General features: G+C 66.8%; 24 protein-coding genes. 15 read left to right on the top strand and 9 right to left on the bottom strand.

The window, feature by feature from the left end; translation table 11 throughout:
- Positions 1 to 24 precede the first annotated feature (24 nt).
- Complete coding sequence (gene dsdA, locus AC1RB9_RS08145) at positions 25 to 1,371, bottom strand: D-serine ammonia-lyase (RefSeq protein ID WP_003452955.1); 1,347 nt, start codon at positions 1,369 to 1,371, stop codon at positions 25 to 27.
- A gap of 325 nt (positions 1,372 to 1,696) precedes the next feature.
- Here dsdA and AC1RB9_RS08150 point away from each other — a divergent pair, with 325 nt between their 5' ends.
- The 3 genes from AC1RB9_RS08150 (at position 1,697) to AC1RB9_RS08160 (ending at position 5,079) form a co-directional block, all read left to right on the top strand.
- Entirely contained in the window at positions 1,697 to 2,938 is a 1,242-nt protein-coding gene (locus AC1RB9_RS08150) for a glutamine synthetase family protein (protein ID WP_003119633.1), read from the top strand.
- A 183-nt stretch (positions 2,939 to 3,121) separates the two neighbouring features.
- Positions 3,122 to 4,426: an MFS transporter gene (locus AC1RB9_RS08155; protein ID WP_003098737.1), complete on the top strand. Its 1,305-nt coding sequence runs from the start codon at positions 3,122 to 3,124 to the stop codon at positions 4,424 to 4,426.
- 41 nt (positions 4,427 to 4,467) lie between these two features.
- Positions 4,468 to 5,079 carry a TIGR04282 family arsenosugar biosynthesis glycosyltransferase gene (locus AC1RB9_RS08160; RefSeq protein ID WP_003113134.1) on the top strand — a complete coding sequence of 204 codons (612 nt, stop codon included), beginning with the start codon at positions 4,468 to 4,470 and terminating at the stop codon, positions 5,077 to 5,079.
- Between the two features lie 3 nt (positions 5,080 to 5,082).
- Here the strand turns inward: AC1RB9_RS08160 and flgZ are convergent, their stop codons facing one another.
- The 4 genes from flgZ to flgA form a co-directional block, all read right to left on the bottom strand.
- A complete protein-coding gene (flgZ, locus tag AC1RB9_RS08165; RefSeq protein ID WP_003119635.1) occupies positions 5,083 to 5,874 on the bottom strand; it encodes a flagellar brake protein FlgZ in 792 nt (263 codons plus the stop codon).
- A 28-nt stretch (positions 5,875 to 5,902) separates the two neighbouring features.
- Positions 5,903 to 6,373: a flagella synthesis protein FlgN gene (locus AC1RB9_RS08170; protein WP_003113135.1), complete on the bottom strand. Its 471-nt coding sequence runs from the start codon at positions 6,371 to 6,373 to the stop codon at positions 5,903 to 5,905.
- A gap of 54 nt (positions 6,374 to 6,427) precedes the next feature.
- Entirely contained in the window at positions 6,428 to 6,751 is a 324-nt protein-coding gene (gene flgM / locus AC1RB9_RS08175; RefSeq protein ID WP_003098742.1) for a flagellar biosynthesis anti-sigma factor FlgM, read from the bottom strand.
- A gap of 144 nt (positions 6,752 to 6,895) precedes the next feature.
- Positions 6,896 to 7,594, bottom strand: coding sequence for a flagellar basal body P-ring formation chaperone FlgA (gene flgA, locus AC1RB9_RS08180; RefSeq protein ID WP_003098745.1), 699 nt, complete (start codon positions 7,592 to 7,594; stop codon positions 6,896 to 6,898).
- A gap of 131 nt (positions 7,595 to 7,725) precedes the next feature.
- Between flgA and AC1RB9_RS08185 the strand changes: the two genes are divergently transcribed.
- The 10 genes from AC1RB9_RS08185 (at position 7,726) to AC1RB9_RS08230 (ending at position 19,839) form a co-directional block, all read left to right on the top strand.
- Positions 7,726 to 8,658 (top strand): chemotaxis protein CheV, encoded by a 933-nt coding sequence (locus AC1RB9_RS08185; protein WP_003098747.1) that lies wholly within the window; start codon positions 7,726 to 7,728, stop codon positions 8,656 to 8,658.
- A 76-nt stretch (positions 8,659 to 8,734) separates the two neighbouring features.
- The gene (cheR, locus tag AC1RB9_RS08190; protein WP_003091728.1) at positions 8,735 to 9,559 is read left to right on the top strand and encodes a protein-glutamate O-methyltransferase CheR; all 825 of its coding nucleotides are present in this window, start codon (positions 8,735 to 8,737) and stop codon (positions 9,557 to 9,559) included.
- A gap of 314 nt (positions 9,560 to 9,873) precedes the next feature.
- The gene (gene hsbA, locus AC1RB9_RS08195; protein ID WP_003091727.1) at positions 9,874 to 10,179 is read left to right on the top strand and encodes an anti-anti sigma factor HsbA; all 306 of its coding nucleotides are present in this window, start codon (positions 9,874 to 9,876) and stop codon (positions 10,177 to 10,179) included.
- Position 10,180: 1 nt separating this feature from the next.
- Positions 10,181 to 11,896: a two-component system response regulator HsbR gene (gene hsbR / locus AC1RB9_RS08200; protein ID WP_003098751.1), complete on the top strand. Its 1,716-nt coding sequence runs from the start codon at positions 10,181 to 10,183 to the stop codon at positions 11,894 to 11,896.
- A gap of 65 nt (positions 11,897 to 11,961) precedes the next feature.
- Positions 11,962 to 12,312 carry a two-component system sensor histidine kinase HtpB gene (gene htpB, locus AC1RB9_RS08205; protein ID WP_003452948.1) on the top strand — a complete coding sequence of 117 codons (351 nt, stop codon included), beginning with the start codon at positions 11,962 to 11,964 and terminating at the stop codon, positions 12,310 to 12,312.
- A gap of 83 nt (positions 12,313 to 12,395) precedes the next feature.
- On the top strand, positions 12,396 to 14,534 hold the full coding sequence (recQ, locus tag AC1RB9_RS08210) for a DNA helicase RecQ (RefSeq protein ID WP_003091724.1): 2,139 nt from the start codon (positions 12,396 to 12,398) through the stop codon (positions 14,532 to 14,534).
- 88 nt (positions 14,535 to 14,622) lie between these two features.
- Complete coding sequence (locus AC1RB9_RS08215) at positions 14,623 to 15,792, top strand: GGDEF domain-containing protein (RefSeq protein WP_003119637.1); 1,170 nt, start codon at positions 14,623 to 14,625, stop codon at positions 15,790 to 15,792.
- Between the two features lie 150 nt (positions 15,793 to 15,942).
- On the top strand, positions 15,943 to 16,959 hold the full coding sequence (locus AC1RB9_RS08220; RefSeq protein ID WP_003098754.1) for a DUF2804 domain-containing protein: 1,017 nt from the start codon (positions 15,943 to 15,945) through the stop codon (positions 16,957 to 16,959).
- A 117-nt stretch (positions 16,960 to 17,076) separates the two neighbouring features.
- Positions 17,077 to 17,511, top strand: a complete 435-nt coding sequence (locus AC1RB9_RS08225) for a MarR family transcriptional regulator (RefSeq protein ID WP_003091721.1) — start codon at positions 17,077 to 17,079, stop codon at positions 17,509 to 17,511.
- A gap of 276 nt (positions 17,512 to 17,787) precedes the next feature.
- Positions 17,788 to 19,839: a motility hub landmark protein FimV gene (locus AC1RB9_RS08230; protein WP_033873611.1), complete on the top strand. Its 2,052-nt coding sequence runs from the start codon at positions 17,788 to 17,790 to the stop codon at positions 19,837 to 19,839.
- 7 nt (positions 19,840 to 19,846) lie between these two features.
- Here AC1RB9_RS08230 and plpD read toward each other — a convergent pair whose 3' ends face one another.
- Positions 19,847 to 22,033, bottom strand: a complete 2,187-nt coding sequence (plpD, locus tag AC1RB9_RS08235; RefSeq protein ID WP_003113139.1) for a patatin-like phospholipase PlpD — start codon at positions 22,031 to 22,033, stop codon at positions 19,847 to 19,849.
- 68 nt (positions 22,034 to 22,101) lie between these two features.
- Between plpD and AC1RB9_RS08240 the strand changes: the two genes are divergently transcribed.
- Entirely contained in the window at positions 22,102 to 22,392 is a 291-nt protein-coding gene (locus tag AC1RB9_RS08240; RefSeq protein WP_003091717.1) for an Rdx family protein, read from the top strand.
- 95 nt (positions 22,393 to 22,487) lie between these two features.
- On the top strand, positions 22,488 to 23,480 hold the full coding sequence (gene rfaD / locus AC1RB9_RS08245; protein ID WP_003452944.1) for an ADP-glyceromanno-heptose 6-epimerase: 993 nt from the start codon (positions 22,488 to 22,490) through the stop codon (positions 23,478 to 23,480).
- Between the two features lie 10 nt (positions 23,481 to 23,490).
- On the opposite strand, the gene AC1RB9_RS08250 is transcribed toward rfaD, so the two are convergent.
- The 3 genes from AC1RB9_RS08250 to acp3 form a co-directional block, all read right to left on the bottom strand.
- Positions 23,491 to 24,657, bottom strand: a complete 1,167-nt coding sequence (locus AC1RB9_RS08250; RefSeq protein ID WP_003106206.1) for an MFS transporter — start codon at positions 24,655 to 24,657, stop codon at positions 23,491 to 23,493.
- Between the two features lie 91 nt (positions 24,658 to 24,748).
- The gene (locus AC1RB9_RS08255) at positions 24,749 to 25,501 is read right to left on the bottom strand and encodes an SAM-dependent methyltransferase (protein WP_003119643.1); all 753 of its coding nucleotides are present in this window, start codon (positions 25,499 to 25,501) and stop codon (positions 24,749 to 24,751) included.
- Between the two features lie 117 nt (positions 25,502 to 25,618).
- Entirely contained in the window at positions 25,619 to 25,858 is a 240-nt protein-coding gene (gene acp3, locus AC1RB9_RS08260; protein ID WP_003106204.1) for an acyl carrier protein Acp3, read from the bottom strand.
- Positions 25,859 to 25,860 lie beyond the last annotated feature (2 nt).

Consider the following 25,860-nt stretch of genomic DNA (forward strand, 5'->3'; position numbering starts at 1 on the left):
CGTGGCGCCCCGCGCGTGTCGGTGTCAGTCCAGCAGCGAGCGGCCTCGCTCCAGGTAGGCGCGCATTTCCGTCTCGGGCACCATGCCGCCGCCGGTGGCCCAGACCAGGTGGGTGGCATTGGCCAGGCGCGCCGAGGTCAGCCCCATGCGTTCGCGATAGCCCTGCGGCTCACGGGTGACCCGGGCGATGCCCGGCGCGCCGGCCAGGGCCGAGGGTTCCAGGCGGATGCCCTGGCTGCGCTCGAGCAAGGCGAGCAGGCGGAACAACTCGTCGTCGTCCACCGTGTAGTAGCCGTCGAGCAGGCGCTGCATGGCGCGGCCGACGAAGCCCGACGGACGCCCCACCGCCAGGCCATCGGCGGCGGTGCGGTTGTCGATGCCGAAGTCCTGCACCGAAACCTGCTCGTGGCGGCCGGTATAGACGCCGAGGAACATGCAGGGCGAATGGGTCGGCTCGGCGAACAGGCAGTGCACCGCGTCGCCGAACGCCAGCTTGAGGCCGAAGGCCACCCCGCCGGGACCGCCGCCGACCCCGCAGGGCAGATGGACGAACAGCGGGTGCTCGCTGTCGACGCGGATGCCGGCGGCGTCCAACTGGCCGCGCAGTCGCTCGGCGGCGACGGCGTAGCCGAGGAACAGGTCGCGGGAGTTTTCGTCGTCGACGAAATGGGTGTAGGGATCGCCGGCCGCTTCGCGGCGGCCCTGTTCCACCGCGACACTGTAGTCGGAGGCGTACTCCACCACCGTCACGCCGTGGGCGCGCAGCTTGTCCTTCTTCCACTGGCGGGCGTCGGCGGACATGTGCACGCTGGCCTGGAAGCCCAGCGCGGCGCCGATGATGCCGATGGAAAGGCCCAGGTTACCGGTGGAGCCCACCGCTATCCGGTGGCGGGCGAAGAATGCCCGGCAATCCGCCTCGGCCAGCCGCGAGTAGTCGTCGTCGAGGCCGACCAGGCCGTGCTCCAGGGCCAGGCGCTCGGCATGGGCGAGCACTTCATAGATGCCGCCGCGGGCCTTGATCGAGCCGGAGATCGGCAGGTGGCTATCGCGTTTCAGCCAGAGCCGGCCGGGCAGTTCGGCGGCGTAGTGCTGGCGCAGGGCATCGTGGAAGGCGGCCACCTCGACCAGGTCGGACTCGATGATGCCGCCGCTGGCGGCGGTTTCCGGAAACAGCCGGGCGATCAGCGGGGCGAAGCGCTGCAGGCGGGCGCTGGCGTCGGCCACGTCGGCGGCGCCGAGGCCGACGTCGGCCAGGGCTTCGGCGCTCGGCGCGATGGCCGGGTTGAACCACTCGCTCGGGCGCAGGGCGATGAGGTCGGCCAGGCGCGGGAATTCGGCGAGCCAGTCGGCCTTGGATGTTCCGAGAATCAACGGCAGTACTCCTGTGGCGGGTAGGGCGGCGAAGGCACAGAGGATATACGCCTGGCCGGCGTTTTTCCTCGTACCCGGCAGGCAAGGCAGAACGCCTCTGCGGCGAAAGGCTTTGCACACGCGAGAATGTGCCGCATGCTTGATATCTTGAACAAGCGATGCGTATTTTGTACGCGGCCGCCGCCCGGTGCGGCATCCGCGATACCAACAAGGATAAGAAGTCATGACTATCGAAGGCCAAGGCTCACTCGCCGAACGGCTGGCTGGAGTTGAAGAAATCGAATGCGTCACCCCCGACCTCAATGGGGTGCCGCGCGGCAAGGTGATGACCGGCGAGGGCTTCCTCAGCGGCCGGCGCCTGCAGCTCGCCCGTGGCGTGCTGCTGCAATGCATCATGGGCGGCTACCCGCCGGCGCGCTTCTATGGCAGCGACGATGGCGACCTGGCGCTGGTCGCCGAGCCGACCCAGGTCCATCGCCTGCCCTGGAGCAACACTCCGCGCGCCTTCGCCATCTGCGATGCGCAGGAACTGGATGGCACGCCGTCCGGGCTGTCCACCCGCGGCCTGCTCAAGCAGGTGGTGGCGCGCTACGCCGCCCACGGCTGGCAACCGGTGGTGGCCACCGAACTGGAGTTCTTCGTCTTCGCCCCGAACACCGATCCCAACGAGCCGTTCCAGGCCCCGCTGGGGCCGGATGGCCGGCGCGAGCTGGGCTATTCGGCCTTCAGCGTGTCTTCCAACAACGGCCTGCGGCCGTTCTTCGAGGACGTCTACCGCTGCATGGATGCGCTGGGCCTGGTGCGCGACACCTTCATGCACGAGATGGGCACCAGCCAGTTCGAGATCAACTTCCTGCATGGCGACCCGGTCCTGCTGGCCGACCAGACCTTCCTGTTCAAGCACCTGCTCAAGGAGGTCGCGCTCAAGCACGGCCTGATCGTGGTGTGCATGGCCAAGCCGCTGGCGAAGACGCCGGGCAGCTCGATGCACATCCACCAGAGCATCGTCGAACTGGACGGCGGGCGAAACATCTTCAGCGAAGCCGATGGCGAGCCTTCCGCCGCGTTCCGCCACTTCATCGGCGGCCAGCAGGCCTGCCTGGCGGACTTCACGCCCTTCTTCGCGCCGCATGTGAACTCCTTCCAGCGCCTCTGCCATCCCTACGCTTCGCCGAACAACGCCTGCTGGTCCCACGACAACCGCGCCGCCGGCCTACGCATCCCGGCCAGCGGAGCCTCCGCGCGGCGCGTCGAGAATCGCCTGCCGGGCGCCGACGCCAACCCTTACCTGGCCATCGCCGCCAGCCTGGCCGCCGGTCTCTACGGCCTGGAGCACGAACTGGAGCCGAGCCCGGCGATCCAGGGTGAGTTCGAGGTACCGGAGGAGTTGACCCTGCCTTGCACCATGTACGACGCCCTGCGGCGCCTGAAAGGCAGCGCGCTGGCGCGCGAACTGTTCGGCAGCGAGTTCGTCGAAGGCTACGTGGCGACCAAGAGCATGGAGCTGACCAGCTTCTTCGACGAGATCAGCCCCTGGGAGCGTCGCGTCCTGGCAGCCCAGGCCTGATCCACCGTGGTACTTTCCTAGCCCTGTGTCACCCCCTGCCGCCTCGCGGCGGCAGGGTCGTGGTGTCGGGTGCCGGCTTCGGCATCCCGCGTCCTGTCCCGGGGCCTCCCCGGGACTCCAACGCTGTGCGAGCCGGGCAGTCCGCGAGCGGCGCCGGCTCCCTTGTACGGGACCGGAGGTCCGATGCGGCGGATTTTCTTCTCTTTTCGCGCTCTCTATTTCGCTACCCTGCTGATGCTCACCGGCTCCGGCCTGCTCAGCACCTACCTGGCGCTGCGCCTGGCGGCGGACAAGGTCGACGGCCTGTGGGTCGGCGCGCTGATGGCAGCCAACTACTTCGGCCTGGTGCTGGGCGGCAAGGTCGGTCACCGGCTGATCGCCCGGGTCGGCCACATCCGCGCCTACGTCGCCTGCGCCGGGGTGGTCACCGCCGCGGTCCTCGGCCATGGCCTGCTGCCCTGGCTGCCGGCCTGGATCGCCTTGCGCATGGTGATGGGCCTGGGCCTGATGTGCCAGTACATGGTGATCGAGAGCTGGCTCAACGAGCAGGCCGATGCCAGCCAGCGCGGCGCGGTGTTCGGCGGCTACATGGCGGCTTCCTACCTGGGCCTGGTGCTCGGCCAGATGATCCTGGTGGCGCATCCGCAACTGGGGCCGGAGTTGCTGATGCTGGTGGCCTTCTGTTTCGCCCTGTGCCTGGTGCCGCTGGCCCTGACCCACAAGATCCACCCCGCAGCGCTGCGCCCGGCGCCGCTCGAACCACGCTTCTTCATCCGCCGGGTGCCGCAGTCGCTGACCACCGTATTGGTCTCGGGGCTGGTGGTCGGCTCCTTCTATGGCCTGGCGCCGCTGTATGCCAACCAGTTGGGGTTGCCCAACGAGCAGGTCGGCCTGTACATGGGCGCCTGCATCTTCGCCGGGCTGCTGGTGCAATGGCCGCTCGGCTGGCTGTCCGACCGTCGCGACCGCGCCTGGCTGATCCGCGCCTGCGCCATCCTGCTGTGCCTGTTCGCCTTGCCGCTGGCATTGTTGCAACAGATGCCGCTGGCGTTGCTGCTGGCCCTGGGAATCGCCGCGAGCATGTTGCAGTTCACCCTCTATCCGCTGGCAGTGGCCTTTTCCAACGACCATGTGGAGACCGAGCGACGGGTTTCGCTGACCGCCATGCTGCTGGTGACCTTCGGCGTCGGCGCCTGCATCGGGCCGCTGGCGGCCGGCGCGCTGATGCGGCTGTTTGGCGCTAACATGCTATATGCGTTCGTCAGCGCCTGCGCGCTGATCCTGGTCTGGCGGGTCCATCCGGAGAAGGTCAGCGGCCTGCACCGGGTCGACGACGCGCCGCTGCACCACGTGCCGACCCCGGACAACATGACCAGCTCCCCGCTGGTCGCGGCGCTCGATCCGCGGGTAGACGAACAGGCGGTGCAGGAGCAGATGGTCGATGGCGAGCCCGACGCGCCGCAGGCCGACGGTGCGACGCAGAACTGAACTCCGCTCGCCGCGGGAGCCGATAGGCAGGAGAGGTTGCGATGAGTCCGACGCTTTCCCTTCACCTGATGGTGCGCAACCTGCCGCCCGGGCAGCGGCGGCCGAAGATCGCCCAGGCCATCGGCGAGGAGAGCGCGGGACGCTTGCAGCGGGTATTGCTGGAACGCGCCCTGCGCCTGCCCGATCGCGGCTTCAGCGCCCGCATCCTCTGGTTCGACGACGATCTGGACAGCGATCTGCAGGCGCTGGCGGTGGCATTGGGCTGGAGCCTGATGAGCCAGCCGGCCGGCGACCCCGGCGAGCGCATGCGGCGTATCGCGGCGCTGGGGTTGGCGGAAAGCGAGGCGGTACTGCTGATTCGCCACGACTGCCCGGTGCTGGACGGCGACTACCTGGAAGCGGCCTGCACCGCCCTGGGCCGCCACCAGGCGGTGCTGGGGCCGGTGGAGCGGGGCGGCTACGCGCTGCTCGGCCTGACCCGGGTCGACCCGCTGTTGTTCGAGTCGATGCCCTGGGGCGGAGACCGCCTGCTGGCGCTGACCTGCGAGCGTCTCCGGCAACTGGGCTGGGAGCATCACCTGTTGCCGGCGCTCTGGGACGTCGACCGTCCCGAGGACCTGCCGCGCCTGGCGGCGCTGGGGCTGGTCCTGTGAAACTCAGAACAGTTCGTCTTTCTCGAAGCGCCGCGCTTCGCGCTGTAACTGGTAGACGAAGCGATCCACCTGACGCTGGGCGAGGCCGCTCATCTCGCTGAAGCGGACGCCGGCGAAGGTCGCGTCGAGCTTTTCGTCGAAGCGCACGTGACGCAGTTCGATCGCGCTACTGATCGCGCCCTGTGGCAGCTGGGCGCTGAAGTCTTCGTAGATCTCGCCGGGATGCAGGCGTTCGGCGACATTGCCGGCGAAGCGCAGCTTGGCGCCGGTGGCGGAGATATCCAGCAGTTGTCCGCTCAGCGGCGCGCGGAGTTTTTCCCCGGCGATTTCCGCGGCGATCGGCTGGCTCTGCTTGATGCTGGCGCGGTAGGCGTTGCGGCGCTGGTGGTAGAGCACTTCGGCGGGAAGGGCGGCCCAGTAGCAGGGGACGCCGTCGTGTTCGCCGAACTGCACCGGGCGCTCGCATTCCCAGGCGATACGCACGCCTTCGTGGAAGGCTTCGACGCGAAACGCCTCGCCGTTCTGCAGGAAACGTTCGCCGGTGTTGGGGATGAGTTCGTCCAGCGCGACCATCCCGCGGTCGCGGTCGATGTCCACCAGGAAGCTCTGGAAGCGCTGGTTGCGATCGGCAAAGGTGATCAGCAGGGAGTCGCGGCTATCCTGCAGCAGGCGCAGGTTGGCCTGGATTTCCACGGGGGCCTTGAGCACCTTCGGGGGTTGCGGCCCCGCTTCTTCGACGAACGGGTTGGGCACCTTCAATGCTCTCCTGGGGCACGAATGCCTCAATGATAGCACTGTGCCTTGATACGTGTGCTGGTCGGGTTCAGGCCTGGCTGAGCGGACGTTGCCGGCTGCTCGAGGCGGTGCCGCCGCGGCTGTCGTACAGGCTCGGGGCGTCCTGGCCGCGGAGGATGTTCAGCAGGCTGCCGGTGGAAGCCTGGTTGGCGCGGATGATCCGCCCGTTGCGCAGATTGGCCTGCTGGCAACGCTCCAGCAGTTCGCCCAGTTCGTCGCCGCGAGCCAGCAGCTCGGCGCCATCCGCGCGCTCGCGGGCATAGCGGGCAAGGCCTTCGCGGTCGAGGGAAACGCCGGCTTCGCGGAGGATTTCCGCGCGGGCCCGGCCATTTCGCTCCAGTTGCTGCATCAGTGGCTGCTTGGCCCCGAGAAGCTGTTGCAGAACCGGCAGCTCGCGCCGTTCCAGGGCCTGGAATTCTTCGTCGACCAACTGCAGGAGTTGGTTGGCGTGGCCGATATCCTCGGCGAACAGATCGAGCAGGGTAGGGGAGTCAGGCATCTCGGGCTCGGGAGTTCATTCGGCGTCCAATGTCCTCCAGCGCGTCCTTCGAGGTCAGCGCTGGGATTCGAAGTCGAGCAGCTTGCTGGCAACACGCTCGCTGTCGACCTGATAGGTGCCATCGGCGATCGCTTGCTTGATCCGGGCAACCTTATCGTTGTCGACCACCGGCAGGGTCTGCAGCTGGTCCGTGACTTTCTGCATGTTCTGGGCGGTTTCGCTGATCTGCACCGACTCGCCGCTCTTCGGAGCGGAAGTCGCAGCCTGGCCTGCCTTGTCGGCGCCAGTGGCGTCGGGGCGACCTGCGGCGGTGCTGCCGGTACGGCCGGTGGTGGCTGGCGTGCTGCCGGGATTCAGCCGGTTGAAGTCGATGACCATGGTTGTAAACCTCGAAGGTATTGGACGCTTGCCTAGCTTTTCGGCGAAGGCTTGAAAAACTTTAGGACTTATTTTCGTGCGTCGTTTCCCAGTTTAGAGAAACCCGCCGGGGTAGCGCCAGCGCTACCGGCCACGGCTTTCCCTCTACATATTCACCTCGACCGTGCCGGGTTCTATCACGCGGGCCTTGATTATCCGCTGCGAGCGCAGGTTGCGCACGCGGATCTGCTGGCCCGGGGCGCCATCGGACAGCGCCTCGCCGGGCATCTTGACGTTGATGGTGGCAGTGCGTGCGAGGATCACCACCTGGTCGCCCTTGCGCACGGCCTCGGCCTGCTCGAGGAAGACCGGCGCCAGCACCTGGTCGTTGACCACCGGTCGGCGCAGCTTCTGCCCGACGACGCGGGCCGGATCGGTCAGGTAGCCCTGGGTCAGCAGGCCGACGTCGCGCTCGACCAGGGCGATGTCGGCATCCTCCAGCACGTGCGCGCGCTTGAGTGGCTGCACCGCGACCACTACCTGGCGGAACAGTTTCACCTGCGCCGGCATGAAGATGGTCCAGGGCGCACTGCCTTCGCAACTGATGCGCACGGTGACCCTGCCGATCGGTTGTGCCGGACTTTCCTGGCTGAGCGTCAAGTCCCTGTCGCATTCGGCCAGGCGCAAGCGCGGGTCGACGCGATTGACCTGAATCTGGTAGCGCCCGTCGAGTCCGCTATTCTGCAGATATTCTTCTACCTTGAATTCAAGAAACCCCTGGGTGGAGCCGATAAGTACCTCGGGAGCGGTAAAACCCTGGGCCTGGCTGTTGTTAGCCGCGCACAGGTAGCCGAGCCCGAGCAAAACGGGTAAAAACCGTAGAGAAGTATGGCTACATGCCACTATTCGTCGAAAAACTGTCGTTGCCTGTTTCATGCAACGGGTTAAGCAATGGTCGTGCCGGAGTCCGGCACGACCGTCTGAGGGGAGCGCCAATGGCCGGTGTTTTGGATTCAGTCAACCAGCGTACGCAGTTGGTCGGACAGAACCGTCTGGAGCTGCTTCTGTTCCGCCTGGACGGCAACCAGCTCTACGGCATCAACGTGTTCAAGGTGAAAGAGGTGTTGCAGTGCCCGCGCCTGACGGTGATGCCCAAGTCCAGCCCGGTGGTGCGCGGGGTGGCGAACATCCGCGGAGGCACCATTCCGATCCTCGACCTGGCGCTGGCCACCGGCCGCCGCGGGTTGCAGGACCTGACCAACAGCTTCGCGATCATCACCGAGTACAACACCAAGGTGCAGGGCTTCCTGGTGCGCTCGGTGGAGCGCATCGTCAACATGAACTGGGAAGAGATCCATCCGCCACCCAAGGGCGCCGGCCGCGAGCATTACCTGACCGCGGTGACCCGGGTGGACAAGCAGTTGGTGGAAATCATCGACGTGGAAAAAGTGCTCGCGGAGGTCGCACCGACGTCCGAGGAAGTGTCCCACGGAGTGGTGGACGCCGAGACCCAGAGCCGCGCGGTGACCAAGCGGGTGCTGGTGGTGGACGATTCGTCGGTGGCGCGCAAGCAGGTAATCCGTTGCCTGGAGGCGGTCGGCGTGGAAATGACCGCGCTCAACGACGGGCGCCAGGCCCTGGAGTACCTGCAGAACATGCTCTCCGAGGGACGGCGTCCGGAAGACGAGCTGCTGATGCTGATCTCCGACATCGAAATGCCGGAAATGGACGGTTATACCCTGACGGCGGAAATCCGTAGCGATCCCCGCCTGCAGAAACTGCACATTCTCTTGCATACTTCGTTGTCCGGGGTCTTCAACCAGGCGATGGTGAAGAAGGTCGGTGCGGACGACTTCCTCGCCAAGTTCCGTCCGGACGATCTGGCGGCGCGGGTGGTGGAGCGGATCAAGGCGGTGGACGCGGGCTGAGCGATCGGCCCTCGACAACAATGTGAATACGGGCGACCGGCTGCGTTCCGGTCGCCCAGGGCGAAGAGGCTTATGCGTGTCGGCAGCTAATGCGGATTTCGAGTTGTTCAGGGTCTTCCTCGAGAAGACCTGCGGCATTGTGCTGGGCAGCAACAAGCAGTACCTGGTCTCGAGCCGGCTGAACAAGCTGATGGAGCAGCAGGGCATCAAGAGCCTGGGAGAGCTGGTGCAGCGCATCCAGACCCAGCGCGGCGGCCTGCGCGAGATGGTGGTGGACGCGATGACCACCAACGAGACCCTGTGGTTTCGCGATACCTACCCGTTCGAGGTGCTCAAGCAGCGGGTTCTTCCCGAACTGATCAAGGCCAACGGCGGGCAGCGCCTGCGGATCTGGTCGGCGGCCTGTTCGTCAGGCCAGGAGCCATACTCGCTGTCGATGGCCATCGACGAGTTCGAGAAGACCAACCTGGGGCAGTTGAAGGCGGGCGTGCAGATCGTCGCCACCGACCTGTCGGGGTCGATGCTCACCGCCGCCAAGGCCGGCGAATACGACACCCTGGCGATGGGCCGCGGTCTGTCCCCGGAGCGTCTGCAACGCTATTTCGACGCCAAGGGACCGGGGCGCTGGGCGGTCAAGCCGGCGATCCGCAGCCGCGTCGAGTTCCGTGCCCTGAACCTGCTGGACAGCTACGCCAGCCTCGGCAAGTTCGACATGGTGTTCTGCCGCAACGTGCTGATCTATTTCTCCGCCGAGGTGAAGCGCGACATCCTGCTGCGCATCCATGGCACGCTCAAGCCTGGCGGCTACCTGTTCCTCGGCGCCTCCGAGGCGTTGAACAACCTGCCCGACCACTACCAGATGGTGCAGTGCAGCCCGGGCATCATCTACCGGGCCAAGTAGCGCAAGGAAGCGGACCCGCGCCAGGTTGCGCCGGGGGTGACCTGGCAGCCTGGCGCGGGTCCGCTTGGGACGGGCAGGTGGGACGAGACTTTCGCCCACTGCCCAGGCTCCGAGCGCCACGCGCGGCGGCGCCGTCGCAGCCCGCTCGGCACAGGACGGCTGGCTCGGAGCGGGGCAGTTTAGGACTGCGCGATCTAGTTGTATTGACAGATATTTCTGATAGTCAGGTGATCCGGCAAGTTGCCGCTTTGCCGGGGAACTGCTTACATGATTCAAGCCTTCCCTCGATCCGCCACGCCTACCAGGAGACTTCCATGGCCATCACTGCGCTGCCCTCGGCCGATGGGCAAGAGTTGACCATCCAGATCCAGGGGCGCTTCGACTTCGGGGCCCATCAGGATTTCCGCGACGCCTACGAGCGCGTCGCGATCACTCCGCGACGCTATGTCGTCGACCTGCGCAACGCCACTTACCTGGACAGCTCGGCCCTCGGCATGCTCCTGCTGCTGCGCGACCACGCCGGCGGCGAGAACGCGCAGATCAGCCTGGCGAACTGCAGCCCGGAAGTGCGCAAGATCCTCGCCATCTCCAACTTCGAGCAGTTGTTCAAGATCAGCTGAGATGAATCCCCCGGCGGCGCGGATCGAGAGCCTGACGATTCTCATCGCCGAGGACAACGCGGCCGACCGCCTGCTGCTGTCGACCATCGTCAGCCGCCAGGGGCATCGCGTGCTGACCGCCGGCAACGGCCTGGAGGCGGTGGCGCTGTTCGAGACCGAGCGGCCGCAACTGGTCCTGATGGACGTGATGATGCCGGTGATGGATGGCTTCGAGGCTGCCCGGCGGATCAAGCAGCAGGCCGGCGAGGAGTTGGTGCCGATCATCTTCCTCACCTCCCTCAGCGAAACCGAGGCGCTGGTGCAGAGCCTGGAGGCGGGCGGCGACGACTTCCTCTCCAAGCCGTACAACCGGGTGATCCTCGAAGCCAAGATCAACGCCATGGGACGTCTGCACCTGCTGCAACGAACGGTGCTGGAGCAGCGCGACCTGATCGTCCGGCACAACGAGCACCTGCTCAACGAACAGCGGGTGGCCAAGGCGGTGTTCGACAAGGTGGCCCATTCCGGCTGCCTGAACGCCAGCAACGTGCGCTACCTGCAATCGCCCCTCGCGCTGTTCAACGGCGACCTGCTGCTGGCCGCCTACAAGCCGTCCGGCGGCATGCACGTGCTGCTCGGCGACTTCACCGGCCACGGCCTGCCGGCGGCGATCGGCGCGATGCCGCTGGCCGAGGTGTTCTACGGGATGACCGCCAAGGGCTATCCGATGGCCGACATCCTCCGCGAGATGAACGCCAAGCTGAAGCGCATCCTGCCGGTCGGCGTGTTCTGCTGCGCCACCTTGCTCAACCTGAGCTTCCAGCGCGAACTGGTGGAGGTCTGGAACGGCGGCTTGCCGGACGGCTACCTGCTGCGCGCCGCCAGCGGCGAGCGGGTCGCCCTGGTGTCCCGCCACCTGCCGCTGGGAATCCTCGAACCGGCGGCGTTCAGCGACCGTTGCGAAACCTATCCGCTGGATATCGAAGATCGGATATTCCTGTTTTCCGACGGGGTCCTCGAGGCCAGCAACAAGGCTGGCGAGATGTTCGGCGAGGCGCGGCTGCTCCAGCTGTTCGAGCGCAATCGCCAGCCGTCCGCGCTGTTCGACGAGATCCAGCGCAGCCTGGCGCAGTTCCGCGGCGCGGTGCAGGACGACGTGAGCATGCTCGAAGTGCGGCTGCAGCCGGATAGCGGCCTGCAATGCCCGCCGCTGGCGTTTTCCGATAGCGGCGTGAGCAGTCCGCTGGACTGGTCGGTGAGCTTCGAATTCCGCGCCGAAACCCTCAAGCATTTCAACCCGCTGCCCCATGTGCTGCAACTGCTGCTCGAGGTCCACGACCTGCGCGCGCGCGGCGGCGCGCTGTATACGGTGCTCGCCGAACTCTATTCGAACGCCCTGGAACATGGCGTCATCGGCCTCGATTCGACGATGAAGAGCGACGCGGCGGGATTCGCCCGCTATTACCAGGAGCGGGTCAGCCGCCTGCAGGCCTTGCGCGACGGCTACGTGCGACTGCACCTGGACCTGGCGCCGCATGGCGCGGGGGGGCGTCTGCTGGTGCGGGTCGAGGACAGCGGCGAAGGTTTCGACGTGGAGCGCGCGCTGAATGCCGTGGAGCGCCAGGAACGCCTCTGCGGCAGGGGTTTGCGCCTGATCCGCGAATTGTCCGATCGTTGCCAGTGGTCGGCCGACGGAAAGGTGGTGTCCGTGGAGTTTTTCTGGTCGCCTCAGGCATAATCGCGCTTTCGTCGCGGTGCTCCTAATGGGTAGGGCATCGGAAGTCGACTTCAGGGAGCGATCGAATGTCCGCGCCGCATCTCGATGATCGTGTTCTGGCTTCGCTGCAGGAGGTCATGGAGGACGAATATCCGGTCCTGCTGGATACCTTCGTGCTCGACTCCGAGGAGCGCCTGCGCAGCCTGCATGCCGCCCTCCAGGCCGGCGATGCCCAGGCTTTGCGGCATACCGCACACAGCTTCAAGGGAGGCAGCAGCAACATGGGCGCGGTACTCCTCGCCGACTACTGCAAGGAGCTGGAGGAAAGCGCCAGGCGCGGCGACCTGCAACGGGCGCCGGCGCTGATCGAACAGATGGAGCGCGAATTCGCCATCGTCCGCATCCTTTTCAAACAGGAACGTCAGCGCTATCGCTGAGGTTTTCGTCCTTTCCGGCGACAAGGTACCGGCCCGATCGAGCCTCCCTGGCGTATAATGCGCCGCTCGATTTGGAGTCCTTCATGCGCGAGCAAGCCCTACGCATCCTCAAAGACGTTTTCGGTTACGACGCCTTCCGTGGCAACCAGGCACGGATCATCGAGCGGGTGGCCGAGGGTGGCGATGCGCTGGTACTGATGCCCACCGGCGGTGGCAAGTCCCTGTGTTTCCAGGTCCCGGCGCTGCTGCGCGAAGGCCTGACGGTGGTGGTGTCGCCGCTGATCGCGCTGATGGAGGACCAGGTCGCCACGCTGGACGAACTCGGCGTGCCGGCGGTGGCGCTGAACTCCACCCTCAACCCCGAGCAGCAGCGGGACATCGCCGAGCGCCTGCAGCGTGGCGAGATCAAGCTGCTCTACCTGGCACCGGAGCGGTTGGTCCAGCCGCGCATGCTGGCCTTCCTTCAACGACTGCCGGTCGGCCTGTTCGCCATCGACGAAGCGCACTGCGTGTCGCAATGGGGCCATGACTTCCGTCCCGAATACCTGCAGCTCGGCCAGCTTGCCGAGCTGTTCCCGCAGGTGCCGCGGATCGCCCTGACCGCCACCGCGGACATGCGTACCCGCGAGGAGATGATCCAGCGCCTGCACCTGCAGAACGCCGAGCAGTTCCTCTCCAGCTTCGACCGGCCGAACATCTTCTACCGCATCGTGCCCAAGGAGCAGCCGCGCAAGCAGTTGCTCGGCTTCCTCTCCGAGCGGCGCGGCGATGCCGGCATCGTCTACTGCCTGTCGCGGAAGAAGGTCGAGGAGGTCGCGGAATTCCTCGGCAACCAGGGCTTCCCCGCGCTGCCGTATCACGCCGGACTGTCCAACGAACTGCGTGCCCACCACCAGAAGCGCTTCCTCAACGAGGAAGGCTTGATCATGGTGGCGACCATCGCCTTCGGCATGGGCATCGACAAGCCCAACGTGCGTTTCGTCGCCCACCTCGACCTGCCCAAGAGCCTCGAGGCCTATTACCAGGAAACCGGCCGCGCCGGCCGCGATGGCCTGCCGGCCGACGCCTGGATGGCCTACGGCCTGCAGGACGTCCTGCTGCTGCGGCAGATGATGCAGAGTTCCGAGGGCGACGAGCGGCACAAGCGCGTCGAGCGGCACAAGCTGGAAGCCATGCTGGCGCTCTGCGAGGAAACCCGTTGCCGGCGCCAGGCGCTGCTGGCCTATTTCGACGAGGAGATGCCGCAGCCCTGCGGGCATTGCGACAACTGCGTGGACGGCGTGGAAACCTGGGATGCCACCGAATCCGCGCGCCAGGCGCTGTCGGCGATCTACCGCAGCGGCCAGCGCTACGGCGTCGGCCATCTGGTGGATATCCTGCTCGGCCGCGAGACCGAGAAGATCCGCAGTCTCGGCCACCAGCACCTGGCGGTGTTCGGGATCGGCAAGGGGCGTGGCGAAGACGAATGGCGGACCCTGTTCCGCCAGTTGGTCGCGCGCGGCCTGGCCGACGTCGACCTGGACGGCTTCGGCGGCCTGCGCCTGACCGAGGCCTGTCGTCCGCTGCTGCGGGGCGAGGTGCGGCTGGAGCTGCGCCGCGACCTCAAACCACAGCGCGCCAAGGGCTCCTCCAGCGGCGGCGCCAGCGCCGCCAGCCAATTGGTGCGCAGCGAAGAGCGGGAAATGTGGGAGGCCCTGCGCGCGCTGCGGCGCAAGCTGGCCGAAGAGCATTCGGTGCCGCCCTATGTGATCTTCCCCGACGCGACCCTGCTGGAAATGCTCCGCAGCCAGCCGCGCTCGCTATCCGACATGGCCCAGGTCAGCGGGGTCGGCGCGCGCAAGCTGGAGCGCTACGGCCAGGCCTTCCTCGATGTCCTCACCGACTCGCCGGCGGCGCCCGCCGCGCCGCCGCAGGACCTGCGCCACGAATTGGCCAGCCTGGCCTGTGCGGGGATGACCCCGGCGCAGATAGCCCGCCAGCTCAATTGCAGCGAGAAGAACGTCTACGCGATGCTCGCCGAGGCCATCGCCGGTCAGCAGGTGAGCCTGGAGCAGGCGCTGGATCTGCCCGAGGAACTCCTCGGCGAAATCCAGGACGCCTTCCTCGAGGAAGACGGCGAACTGCCGCCGGTGGCGGCGCTGGAGGAGCGTTTCGGCAAGCGGGTGCCGAGTGGCGTGCTGCACTGCGTGCGCGCCGCCCTGCAGGTGGAACTGGAGTCGTGATATGGCCATTTGCCGGTATTTTCTGACGCCAATCTTGTGACGTCCTTCGCAAGCGTCTACTGTGACGCCAAGCCCTCCAAGAGAAGAGGTGTGCGTGACACAGAAGGACCGGTTGGACGACTCCCGTTCCAACCTCTATGCCGACCAATTGAACCGCGGTTTCCGCGGTCTGCGTTTCCTTCCCGAACTGGAGCGTGACTACCGGCGCTACATGCTGGAGGACAGCTTCGCGCTGAAACGCATCGCCCTCAGCGTCGGCATGCTCGTCTGGCTGGCGTTCATCGGCATCGACCTGCTGATCCTCGCTGGTCCCCCGCTGTGGGGCGTACTGGCGGTGCGCCTTGGCGTGCTGGTCCTGCTACTGGTCTGCGGCTGCCTGATCATGCTGCGCCGGCACATCCAGCTGATGGTGCCGCTGAGCATCGCCTGCGTCCTCGCCCTTGGCGTCGGTGCGGCGGCGGTGGTCGGCCTGGCGCATCGGGCGGATCCCGGCTATCCCTACGAAGGCCTGCTGCTGGTCAGTTTCGCCGCCTATTTCCTCGCCGGCCTGCGGTTGTCGCAGGCATTGAGCTGTGCGTTGGTCGTGCTGCTCGCCTACCTGGGTTTCGAGTGGTGGGCGGGTACCCAGGAGCCGCTGGGCAACAACCTGCTGTTCCTGCTGTTCGGTAACCTGATCGGCGCGGTCGGCTGCTACCTGCTGGAGTTCAAGTCGCGCGAGCATTTCCTCATCAGCCGCCTGTTGCGGGTGATGGCCGACCACGACAGCCTGACCGGCCTGCACAACCGGCGCAGCTTCAACCAGCACCTCGACCGCCTCTGGCGCCAGGCCCAGCGCGAACAGAAGACCCTGGCGCTGCTGCTTTGCGACGTCGACCATTTCAAGGCCTATAACGACCGCTACGGACACCAGGCCGGCGATGCGGTCCTGCAGCGCATCGGCGCGGTGTTCGAGGCGAATGCCAGGCGTCCGCTGGACATGGCGGTGCGCCTGGGCGGCGAAGAGTTCGCCCTGTTGCTGTACGGCGCCAACGAGCACGAGGCGAGGCTGCGCGCGGAAGCGCTGCGCGCACAGGTGCAGGCGCTGCGCATGGAGCACGAGGCGTCGGACACGGCGCGCGAAGTGACCCTGTCGGTCGGCGTGTCCTGCCTGTGGCCGACCCCGGGCAACGACCTGAAGCGTCTCTACGATCTCTACGAGCATGCCGATCGCGCGCTTTACGAAGCCAAGGCGTTCGGCCGCAACCAGGTGGTGGCCTGAGTCCATGGCCGATTTTGTCCCTGTGGCTGGCGCCGCCGGTGACTGCGGGACGAGGCGGCGAATGCTAGGTTCGACAGGAAAAAATGCCAGGCACGGCCGCTCTTCGCAGAGCTGCCGGCCCCACCGCGAGACGACTTCCGGACGGACCCCATGCAGCGCTTGATCCAGGCCAACGGCCAACCGCACTACGGCATCTTCCCGAGTGCCCCGCAGCACATCAATTACCGCGATTTCGACTTCCGTTCGCCGATGGGCCGGCGCGTGGGGGCCCTGGGCAAATGGCGACGCTTCCATCAGTTCCAGTACTTTGGCCTGATCAGCCCGGAGCTGATCGGCGGCTGCGCCCTGGCTCAGCTGAGCTTGCTTGGCGTCGGCTTCGTCTACCTCTACCAGCCTTCCAGCGGACGCATGCTGGAGCGGCGCTTCAAGCTGCCGCTGGGGTTCGGAACCCGGTTTTCCCAGACCCCGGACGACGGCGTCTGCGAACTGCGCCAGGGGCGCAACCTGCTACGCCTGGAGAACCGTATGGCTCACCGGGAGAAACGCCTGCTGGTGGAACTCGACGATGGCACCCGCATCGACGCCTGCTTCAGCGAGGAGGCGCCGAGCTTCCAGCCGATGTGCCTGTGTACGCCGACCGCGGTGAACGGCTGGGTCTACGCGCAGAAGGTGGCCGGCGTGCGCTGTCGCGGCGACGTGCGCAGCGCCCTCGGCGACCACGACCTGCAGGCGCTGGACGCCTTCGCCCATCACGACTGGTCGGCGGGCTACATGCGCCCGGAAACCTTCTGGAACTGGGCTTGCCTGTCCGGCGAGGCGGACGGCTTGCGGGTCGGCCTGAACCTGTCGTGCGGGGTCAACGAGACCAGCTTCACCGAGAACTGCTACTGGCTGGACGGCGAACTGCTGAAGGTCGACAGCGTGCGCTTCGACTTCGACCGTGACCAGCCGCTGCGGCCCTGGACCATCCGTTCATACGATGGCCAGGTGGAGCTGCGCTTCGAGGCTCACGGCATGCATCAGGAGCGGCTGAACCTCGGTCTGCTGGCGAGCAACTTCAAGCAGATATTCGGTTGTTTCAGCGGTGTGCTGCGTCCGCGAGGTCGTGCCGAGGTGAGGATCGAGCGGCTCTGGGGCTTCGTCGAGGACCAGTACGCGAAGTGGTAGACAGGGCCTGGCCTGGGCATATCGTGCGACAATTTGTCATTGTACGGGGGGAAATTGGACGGGCATTATTAGCCGACTAATAATTAGTCAAATGAAATATCGGACCTCCTTTTTCCTATGGCTCAGACAGACAAGCACTATTTCGGCACCTTGCTAGCCCAGACTTCCCGTGCTTGGCGCGCTGAACTCGACCGCCGCCTCAGTCACCTCGGCCTGTCCCAGGCGCGCTGGTTGGTGTTGTTGCATCTGGCGCGCCATCGCGATTCGCCCACCCAGCGCGAGTTGGCCCAATCGGTCGGGGTCGAAGGCCCGACCCTGGCGCGGCTGCTCGACGGCCTCGAGTCCCAGGGCCTGGTACGGCGCCTGGCGGTGGCGGAGGACCGGCGGGCCAAGCACATCGTGCTGACGCCCAAGGCCGATGTGCTGATCGCCGATATCGAGGCCATCGCCGCCAGCGTTCGCAACGACGTACTGACCGGCATCGACGAGTCCGAGCAGGCGCTGTGCCAGCAGGTGCTCTTGCGAATCCTGGCGAACCTGGAAAAGCGCTGAGCACTGCGTCACGAAATTCCGCTAGAATCGCCATTTTTATGGCATCACCTCCTGGGCTTTCGTCCGAAAGCCCTCTACAGAGGTTTTCGTCGGTTTTCTGACGAAAAATCTTGACCGTTTCCACGGCATTCCTCTATTCAGTGATGGCAAAAAGCCATGTCTTGCGCCATGTGGTGCGTCCAGCCCTGTACGGGGCGAAATTCGGGCTAACGTGAAATAGATGTAGCAGTCGACCGCTGGCCGGCTGTGTGCTCGAAGTGCGGAGAAAAGAACGGAATGCCCGGTAAAGCCTTGCGTGTCATGTTGTGTGCCTGGTCGTGCCTGTTGGCCGGGCAGGCGAGCGCCCTGGGAGTGGGAGACATCACCCTGCATTCGGCGCTCAACCAGCCGCTGGATGCGGATATCGAACTGCTCGACGTCGGCGATCTCGGCGCGGACGATATCGAGGTCCGCCTGGCGGGCGCCGACGTCTTCGCCGCGGCCGGGGTGGAACGCTTGCAGTTCCTCAACGAGCTGCGTTTCAGTCCGGTGCTCCAGGGGCGCGGTGGCAATCGCATCCATGTGTCCTCGAGCCGACCGGTGCAGGAGCCCTACCTGAATTTCCTGGTGGAGGTGGCCCGCCCCAACGGCCGCATCGTCCGCGAATTCACCGTACTGCTCGATCCGCTCGGTTATACGCCGCGCATGCTTCCGGCCGCGCGCAGCGGGATCGAGCCGCAGCGGCAATCCTCGACGCCGGTGCCTGCGCCGCGTAGTGCCGCGGTCGTCGTAGACCCGGCACTGCTGGAGCCGGGCGACGAATACCTGGCTCGCCCCAACGACAACCTCTGGGCCATCAGCGGACGCCTGCGTGGTGCCGGCAACGCCGATCGCGCGCAACTCATGGAGGCCCTGTACCAGCTCAATCCGCAGGCCTTCGTCAATGCCGACCGGCACCGGCTCAAGGCCGGCGCGCGCCTGCGCCTGCCGGCCGGCTACCAGCCGGAGCGAGGCGCGCCCGGCGCCTTGAAGGAGGCGGCCGTGGAAGTCCTGCCGCCAGCCGATGCCGCCGTGGTGGAAAACGCTCCGGCGGCTCTCGTCGAGGCGCAGCGCCAGGCGGATGCCGAGGCCGAGGCGCTGGCCCGGCAACGGGAGGAACTGAGCCAGCGGATGGACGATCTGCAACGCCAGTTGCAGGCCTTGCAGGAACAACTGCAGCAGCGCGATCGCCAGGTCGCCGAACTGCAACAGCAACTGGCCCGGCGCCAGGCGGTGCGGCCCGCGGCGCCGCCGCCCGCCGCGGCCGCGCCTTCGGTTGCGCAACCGGTTGAAACGCTGACGGACTCGCAGCACTGGCGCTGGATGATCGTCCTGCTGCTGGTCCTCGCCCTGCTCGGCGTATTGCTGTTGCGTCGCCGCCGCGAAGAGGCTCCTGTCCCGGCGGTCGAACCGAAGCGCCGGGTCGCCCTGAACCTGCCGCTGCGGCGTGCGCCGCGCCCCCCGGCGGCCGCACCGGCGCCGGCAAAGGTCGAGGAACAGGCCAGGCCGCCGGTCGCCGCTCCCTCCAGCCCGCCGCCGTCTCCTCCGCCTGCTCCGGCCGCCGCTCCGCGCGCCGCCATGGCTGCGGCGGACAAGCTGGACGGCGCCGACATCTATATCGCCTACGGTCGCTACGGACAGGCCCGCGACCTGCTGCGTCAGGTACTCGCCGAGCAGCCGCAGCGCCTGAGCGCGCGGATGAAGCTGTTGCTGGTGCTGGCTGAGCTGGGCGATGCGGCCGGCTTCGACGCGCTGGCCGAGGAAACCCTGGCCAGTGGCGGCAACCCGGAGGCCATCGACGAGTTGCGCGGACGCTACCCGGCGCTGCTACAGATGCCGGCGACCGAGACGCCGGCGGCAACAACCAAGGACGACGACTGGAGCGACCTGCCGCTGGCCGAGCCGCCCGTTTTGCAGCAACCGGATGCGACCTCGGGCGCCGACGGCTTCGGCGACCTCAACCTCGATCTCGATCTCGACTGGGGCGCCCTGGAGAATCCCCTGGACAACCCCGACCTGCCGCGCCGCGCCGCTGCCGGCAAGGCGGAACCGGCGGAGGAGGAGCCCCTGGCGTTCGAGAGCAATCTCCATGAACTGCCGGATGTCGCCGAGTACGAACACCTCGAACTCGACCAGCCGGAGCTGGCCACGGTGCCGCCGGAGGAGGCCTCGGCCAGCCTGGACCGGGCCCGTGCCTGCATCGACAGCGGCGATCTCGACCAGGCCAGCCGCATCCTGCGCCTGGTGGTGGCGCACGGCGACCCGTGGCAGAAGGCCGAGGCGCGCGAGTTGCTGGCGCTGATCGCCTGAACTCCGCTCAGAAGTTCTGCCCGAGGTTCAGGTAGAACGCCTTGAAGTTCTCGTCGTTGATCCCGTAGCTGAAGGTCAGCGGCCCCAGCGGCGTATCGAAGCCGATCATCAGGCTGGCGGCGTTGATGTAGCCGCTGTCGTATTCGTTGTCGTTGTTCCAGATGCGTCCGCGCTCGATGCTGCCGCCCAGGTACAGCGGGAAGTCCAGCGGCAGGAAGGAACGTTCGGTGAGGCGCCGGTAATAGACGATCCGTCCCAGGCTGTAGTTCTGCCCGGACAGCGCGTCGCGGCGGAAGCCCGACAGCTCGCGGGCGCCGCCGAGGGTGAAGCTGGAGGTGACCACCTCGGCGTCGTCCAGGGTGCGCCCGTAGCCGCCGCCGAACACCCAGGTGTCGGCGCCGAAGCTGAGCGCCTTGTTCAGCCGCAGGTCCCACTGCCGGTAGCTGTCGTCCGAGCCGAGGGACTTGTCGTAGCGGCGCATGGTCAGGCCGATCTCCTCGCCCTCGTGGGGGAAATTGACGTCGTCGACGGTATCGAACGAGTACTTCAGTTCGTAGTAGCCCTCGGTGAAGTCGATGTCCGGCAGGCTCGGGTCGCCGATGCGCACGTCGGCCTTGCCGTAGGCCTGCACCGCGCCCAGGCGGATTTCGCCGTTGTTGGCGATCTGCCGGCCGACGTTGAGGCCGTAGCCGTAGCGCTCCAGGCGATAGCGCAGCAGCGGGTCGTTGTCCTCGGTGACGTCGACGTTCTGTGCCTCGTGGAACAGGAAGGGCGCGACGAAGTAGCGCGAGCCGACGTCGAGCGGCTGGTAGAACTCGCTGTAGAGTTCCTGGCGGTCGCCGAGCTGGACCCGGGTCAGCCACTCGGCGCCGAGCCGGTTGAGGCCGTTCATGCGGTAGCTGCCGCCGAGGTTGAAGGTGCTTTCGCCGCGCATGTCGTCGGACAGGTTGAGGCCCAGGCGAAGGAAGTCGGTGCCGCCTTTCTTGCCGGTGGCGTGGATCACCAGGGTGTTGAGCTTCTTCTCCTTGACCACCCGGTACTGCACCTGGTCGAAGTAGTCGAGGCCGTAGAGGGTGCTCATGTCGTCCTGCAGGCGGCCGAGGTCGAGGCGCGTGCCGAGCGGCTGGCGGATGTAGTGGCGGATCACCTCGTCGCTGACCTTCGAGTTGTTCTCCACGCGGATCGCGTCGATCACCGGCTTGCGCTGGTTCGGCGTGCGCGCCACGTCGAGCGCTTCGCTGTTGAGGTCCTTCGGCTTGCGCAACTCGGCGAGGCGCGCGGCGAGCACCGTGGTGGCGCGGTAGCCGGCGTCGATCAGTTGTGGCACGCGGCCGAAGTCGGTGGTGCCGTAGCCGGACAGCGGCGGCTGGATCAGCACGTCGCCGGGCTTGAGCGTGGCCAGCTGGGCTTCGGAGTTCTTCCGGGTCATCAGGGTGATCGACTGGTTCATCACGTCGAGCACGGTGCTCAGGTCCTTGCGGTCGCGCAGCGGGTTGCCGATGTCGACCACGATCACCACGTCCACGCCCATGTCGCGCGCCACGTCCACCGGGATGTTGTCGACCATGCCACCATCCACCAGCAGCCTGCCGTCGATCTCCACCGGGGCGAATACGGCGGGGATCGACATGCTGGCGCGGATCGCCTGGGGCAGGTGGCCCTTGCGGAACACCACTTTCTCGCCGGTTGCGATATCGGTGGAGACGGCGCGGAAGGGGATCGCCAGCTTGTCGAAGTCGCGGTTGTCGCTGGTGTGCACCAGCAGGCTTTCCAGCACCATCGCCAGGTTCTGGCCCTGGATCACCCCCAGCGGCAGGCCGAGGGTGCCGTCGTCGCGGAAGCTGATCTTCTGCTTGACCAGGAAGTCGCGGTCGTCCTGCTTGCGCCGGAACGGCACGTCCTTGCGCGGCGGCGCGTCGGACAGCGCCTGCTGCCAGTCCATCTCCAGGGCGATGCGCTCCAGTTCGGCGGGGGTGTAGCCGGAGGCGTACAGGCCGCCGACCACCGCGCCCATGCTGGTGCCGGCGATGGCGTCGATCTGGATGCCCTGTTCGTCGAGGGCCTTGAGCACGCCGATATGGGCCAGGCCGCGGGCGGCACCGCCGGAGAGGACCAGACCGATCTTCGGCCGGGCCTCCGCGGCGAGGGCGGACAGGGGAAGCAGGAGCAGCAGTACGAGCAGCAGGCGGCGCATGAGAACGATCCGGAGCCGGGTGAAAAGGCGGCTATTATAGGCGCGACCGTTTCCCCTGAGCCGCCGACATGCCCACCGCCAAGCCCGAAATCGTCATCACCTATTGCACCCAGTGCCAGTGGCTGCTGCGTGCCGCCTGGCTGGCCCAGGAACTGCTCAGCACCTTCGCCGACGATCTCGGAAAAGTCTGCCTGGAGCCCGGAACCGGTGGCGTCTTCCGCATCACCTGCGACGGCGTGCAGGTCTGGGAGCGCAAGGCCGACGGCGGCTTCCCCGAGGCCAAGGCGCTCAAGCAGCGGGTTCGTGACCGCATCGACCCGCAACGCGACCTCGGTCACAACGATCGTCCTTCCCGCTGAACCGCTGCCGTCCGCCCATGGCTTGTTGCAGGTCAACGGGCGGCACGGCGCATAGGCATAGCCTGGGGGCATTCATCCTGTCGAAGGGAGTGCCCATGAGCATCATCGTCACCGGCGCCGCCGGCTTCATCGGCAGCAATCTGCTGCAGGCGCTGAACCGGCGCGGCGAGACCGACATCATCGCGGTGGACGATCTCACCGACGGCGAGCAGTTCCGCAACCTGGCGGACGCCGATATCGCCGACTACCTGGACCAGAACGACTTCCTCGAGCGTTACGCCCGCGGCGACTTCGGCACGGTCCGCGCGCTGTTCCACCAGGGCGCCTGCGCCAGTACCCTGGAAAGCAATGGCCGCTACATGATGGAGAACAACTACCGCTACAGTTGCCGCCTGCTGGAAAGCAGCCTGGAACTCGGCGTGCCGTTCCTCTACGCCTCGTCGGCGGCGGTCTACGGCGCCGGCCGGACCTTCCGCGAGGCGCGCCAGTACGAGCGGCCGCTGAACGTCTACGGCTATTCCAAGTTCCTCTTCGACCAGCGTGTGCGGCGGGCGCTGCCGCAGGCGCGCAGCCAGGTGGTCGGCCTGCGTTACTTCAACGTCTACGGGCCGCGCGAGGAACACAAGGGGCGGATGGCCTCGGTGGCCTACCACTGCTACCAGCAATTGCGCCGCGACGGGCGGGTCGAACTGTTCGGCGAACACGGCGGCTTCCCGCCCGGCGGCCACCTGCGCGACTTCGTCGCGGTGGAGGACGTGGCGCGGGTAAACCTGCATTTCCTCGACCATCCGCAGCGTTCGGGAATCTTCAACCTCGGCAGCGGCCAGGCACGGACCTTCAACGAGGTCGCCCTGGCGGTGATCAATAGCGTCCGCGCCAACGCCGACCAGCCGCCCCTGTCGCTGCAACAGGCCGTGGAAAGCGGCCTGCTCGGCTACCGCGAGTTCCCCGAGTCGCTGCGGGCGCGCTACCAGAGCCATACCTGCGCCGACCTGGAGCTGCTGCGCGAGGCGGGCTACCGCGACGATTTCCAGAGCCTGGAAGAGGGCGTCGCCGGCTACTGCAGCTGGCTGGCGCGCAGCGCCTGAGGGATCCTGCTCAGCGGCCCAGTGCCCCGCCTACCGGGGCGCGGGCGAAGCGCAGCTCCGGCAGCAGGGTCAGCAGCGCCAGTACTCCGAGGGCCGCGCCGACCCAGAGCGCGCCCTGCAGGCCGAATCCGCCGGCGATGCCCAGGCCGCCGATCCAGGAACCGGCCATCACGCCGAGCATGATGCAGGCGGTGTGCACCGAGTTGACCAGCATGTTGTTATGGCCAACACGTGCGCCGCGGGTCACCAGCGCCGGGTTCATCGACACCCCGGTCAGGCCGATCACCACCAGCGCCGCCACCGCCACCGCCGGAACCTGTCCGAACAGGGCGAAGGCCACCATCGCGGCGATGGCCGCCAGCAGGCCGAAGGCCAGGACCGCGATGGTATGGCGGTCGGCCAGGCGGCCGACGATGTTGTTGCCCACCAGCGTCGCCAGGCCGTAGACCACCAGCAGCAGCGGTACGGTCGAGGCGGAGAAGCCGCTGACCTCGGTGAGGATCGGCACGAAATAGGTGAAGCCGGCGAAGGTGGCGCCGATCAGCAGCAGACTGGTGGCGTAGACCCACCATAGATGGGCGTTCCTGAACACCTTCAGTTCCTCGCGCAGCGAGCCGCTGCCCGCCGACCCCGGGATCGCCGGCATCAGCTGCAACACCAGCAGGCCGACCAGCACCGCCACCAGCGCCACCGCGAAGAAGCTCGCGCGCCAGCCGTACCATTCGCCCAGCCAGGTGGCGACGGGCAGGCCGAGCACGGTTCCGACCATCAGGCCACCGAGCACCAGCGACGACGCGCGGCCGAACTGGTTGCCTTCGACCAGTTCGGCGCAGGCGGTCAGCGCCACGCCGAAGAAGGCCGCGGCGGCGACCGCGGTGACCAGTCGCGCCGCGACCATCACCGCATAGCCCGGCGCCAGGGCGCCGATGACCTGGCCGACCACGAACAGCGCGATCAGGCCGAGCAGGGCGTTCTTGCGCGGCACCCGGAGCAGGGCGGTGGTCAACAGCGGGCCGCCGACGGCCATCGCACCGGCGTAGAAGGTGACCAGGTAGCCGATCGCGGCGAAGGACACGCCGAATTCGGCGGCCAGCGCCGGCATCAGCCCGGCGACCATGTATTCGCTGGTGGTCAGGGCGAAGATCGCGGCACCGAGCACGTAGACAATCAAAGGCATGTTTCCAGCTCCCGAGCGGTTCAGACGACGATGAAGCGAGCCACGGCGACCTGCCCGTGCCGTGGCCGCGCGATGAATGCACGACGGTGACTCATGCCGCCGACGAACCGAAGCCCTGGTCGGCGCCTTCGGGCAGCACCGTCACGCAGTGGGCGAACAGGTTCGAAGCGCTGCGCACCACGGTCAGCCCGCACTCGGCGAGCAGGGCGTGGAGGCAGGCGCGTGAATACGAGCGCGAGTAGAAGCCGTCGCTGCCGGTGAACACGGTGCCGTCGTCCCGCGTGTGCAACTCCAGGCCCTGCACCCCGCAACGGCGGTAGTAGCTCTGGCGGACTCGGGTGGCCTCGGCGCTGTCGCCGAACACCGAGACCACCGCCGCCACGCTGCGCTCGGCGAGGGAGTCGAGCAGCCGTTTCGGCTCGCGGAAGTTGCCCAGCAGGTTGAACGGCAGCAGGTACAGCGCGCGCGAGCCGACCGAGGCACCGCGCCTGGTGTGGTTGAGGATGTCGTCGACCACCGTGTCCGCGCGATCGCTCATGCCCTCGCGCTCGATCCGCGTGCGCAGCGTCTCGATCGCCCGCTGGTCGAGGTCGACGCCGAGATAGCGGGCATTGAGCAGGCGCGCGATTTCCAGCGCCCGGCCGTCGTAGCAGCCTAGCTCGACCAGTGCGTCGCAGCGCAGGTAGGCCATCGCCTCGAAGGTCATCAGGCTTTCCATTTGCAACAACGGCAGCACGTCGTCCGGAAAGTTGGCCAGGGTCATTATCGTCCTCGGTCCGAACTCCAGCTCGTAGAAAGCCGACTCCCGATGCGTCCCGATCGTGAGATCCATGTTCTGACTCACCTCTTCCTCCAGCGAATCTCGCTCTGGTGTTGGTTGATCGAAGGCGATGCGCGTTCCCATGTCCCGGCACCGCCTTCGCCTGGCAGAGAAGCGACGGAACGCCGGCGTTCGCTGGCCTCAGGCGGCGCGGTGCTTCTCGACCAGCTGGAACAGTTCGTCCACCGTTTCCAGCAGGTCGAGTTCGTCGTCGACCCCGGTGACGCCGAACTCCTTGCGCAGCTTCAGCGACAGCTCGCTGACCACCAGCGAATCGAAAGCCAGGTCTTCCATCCTGCTGTCCCGGCTGATTTCCTCCTTCGGCACGCCGCTGGCGACGCTGAGCACGGTGAGGAGATGGTCTTCCATGTCGTTGGGCATTG

This window comes from Pseudomonas sp. 20-5, assembly GCF_056782835.1.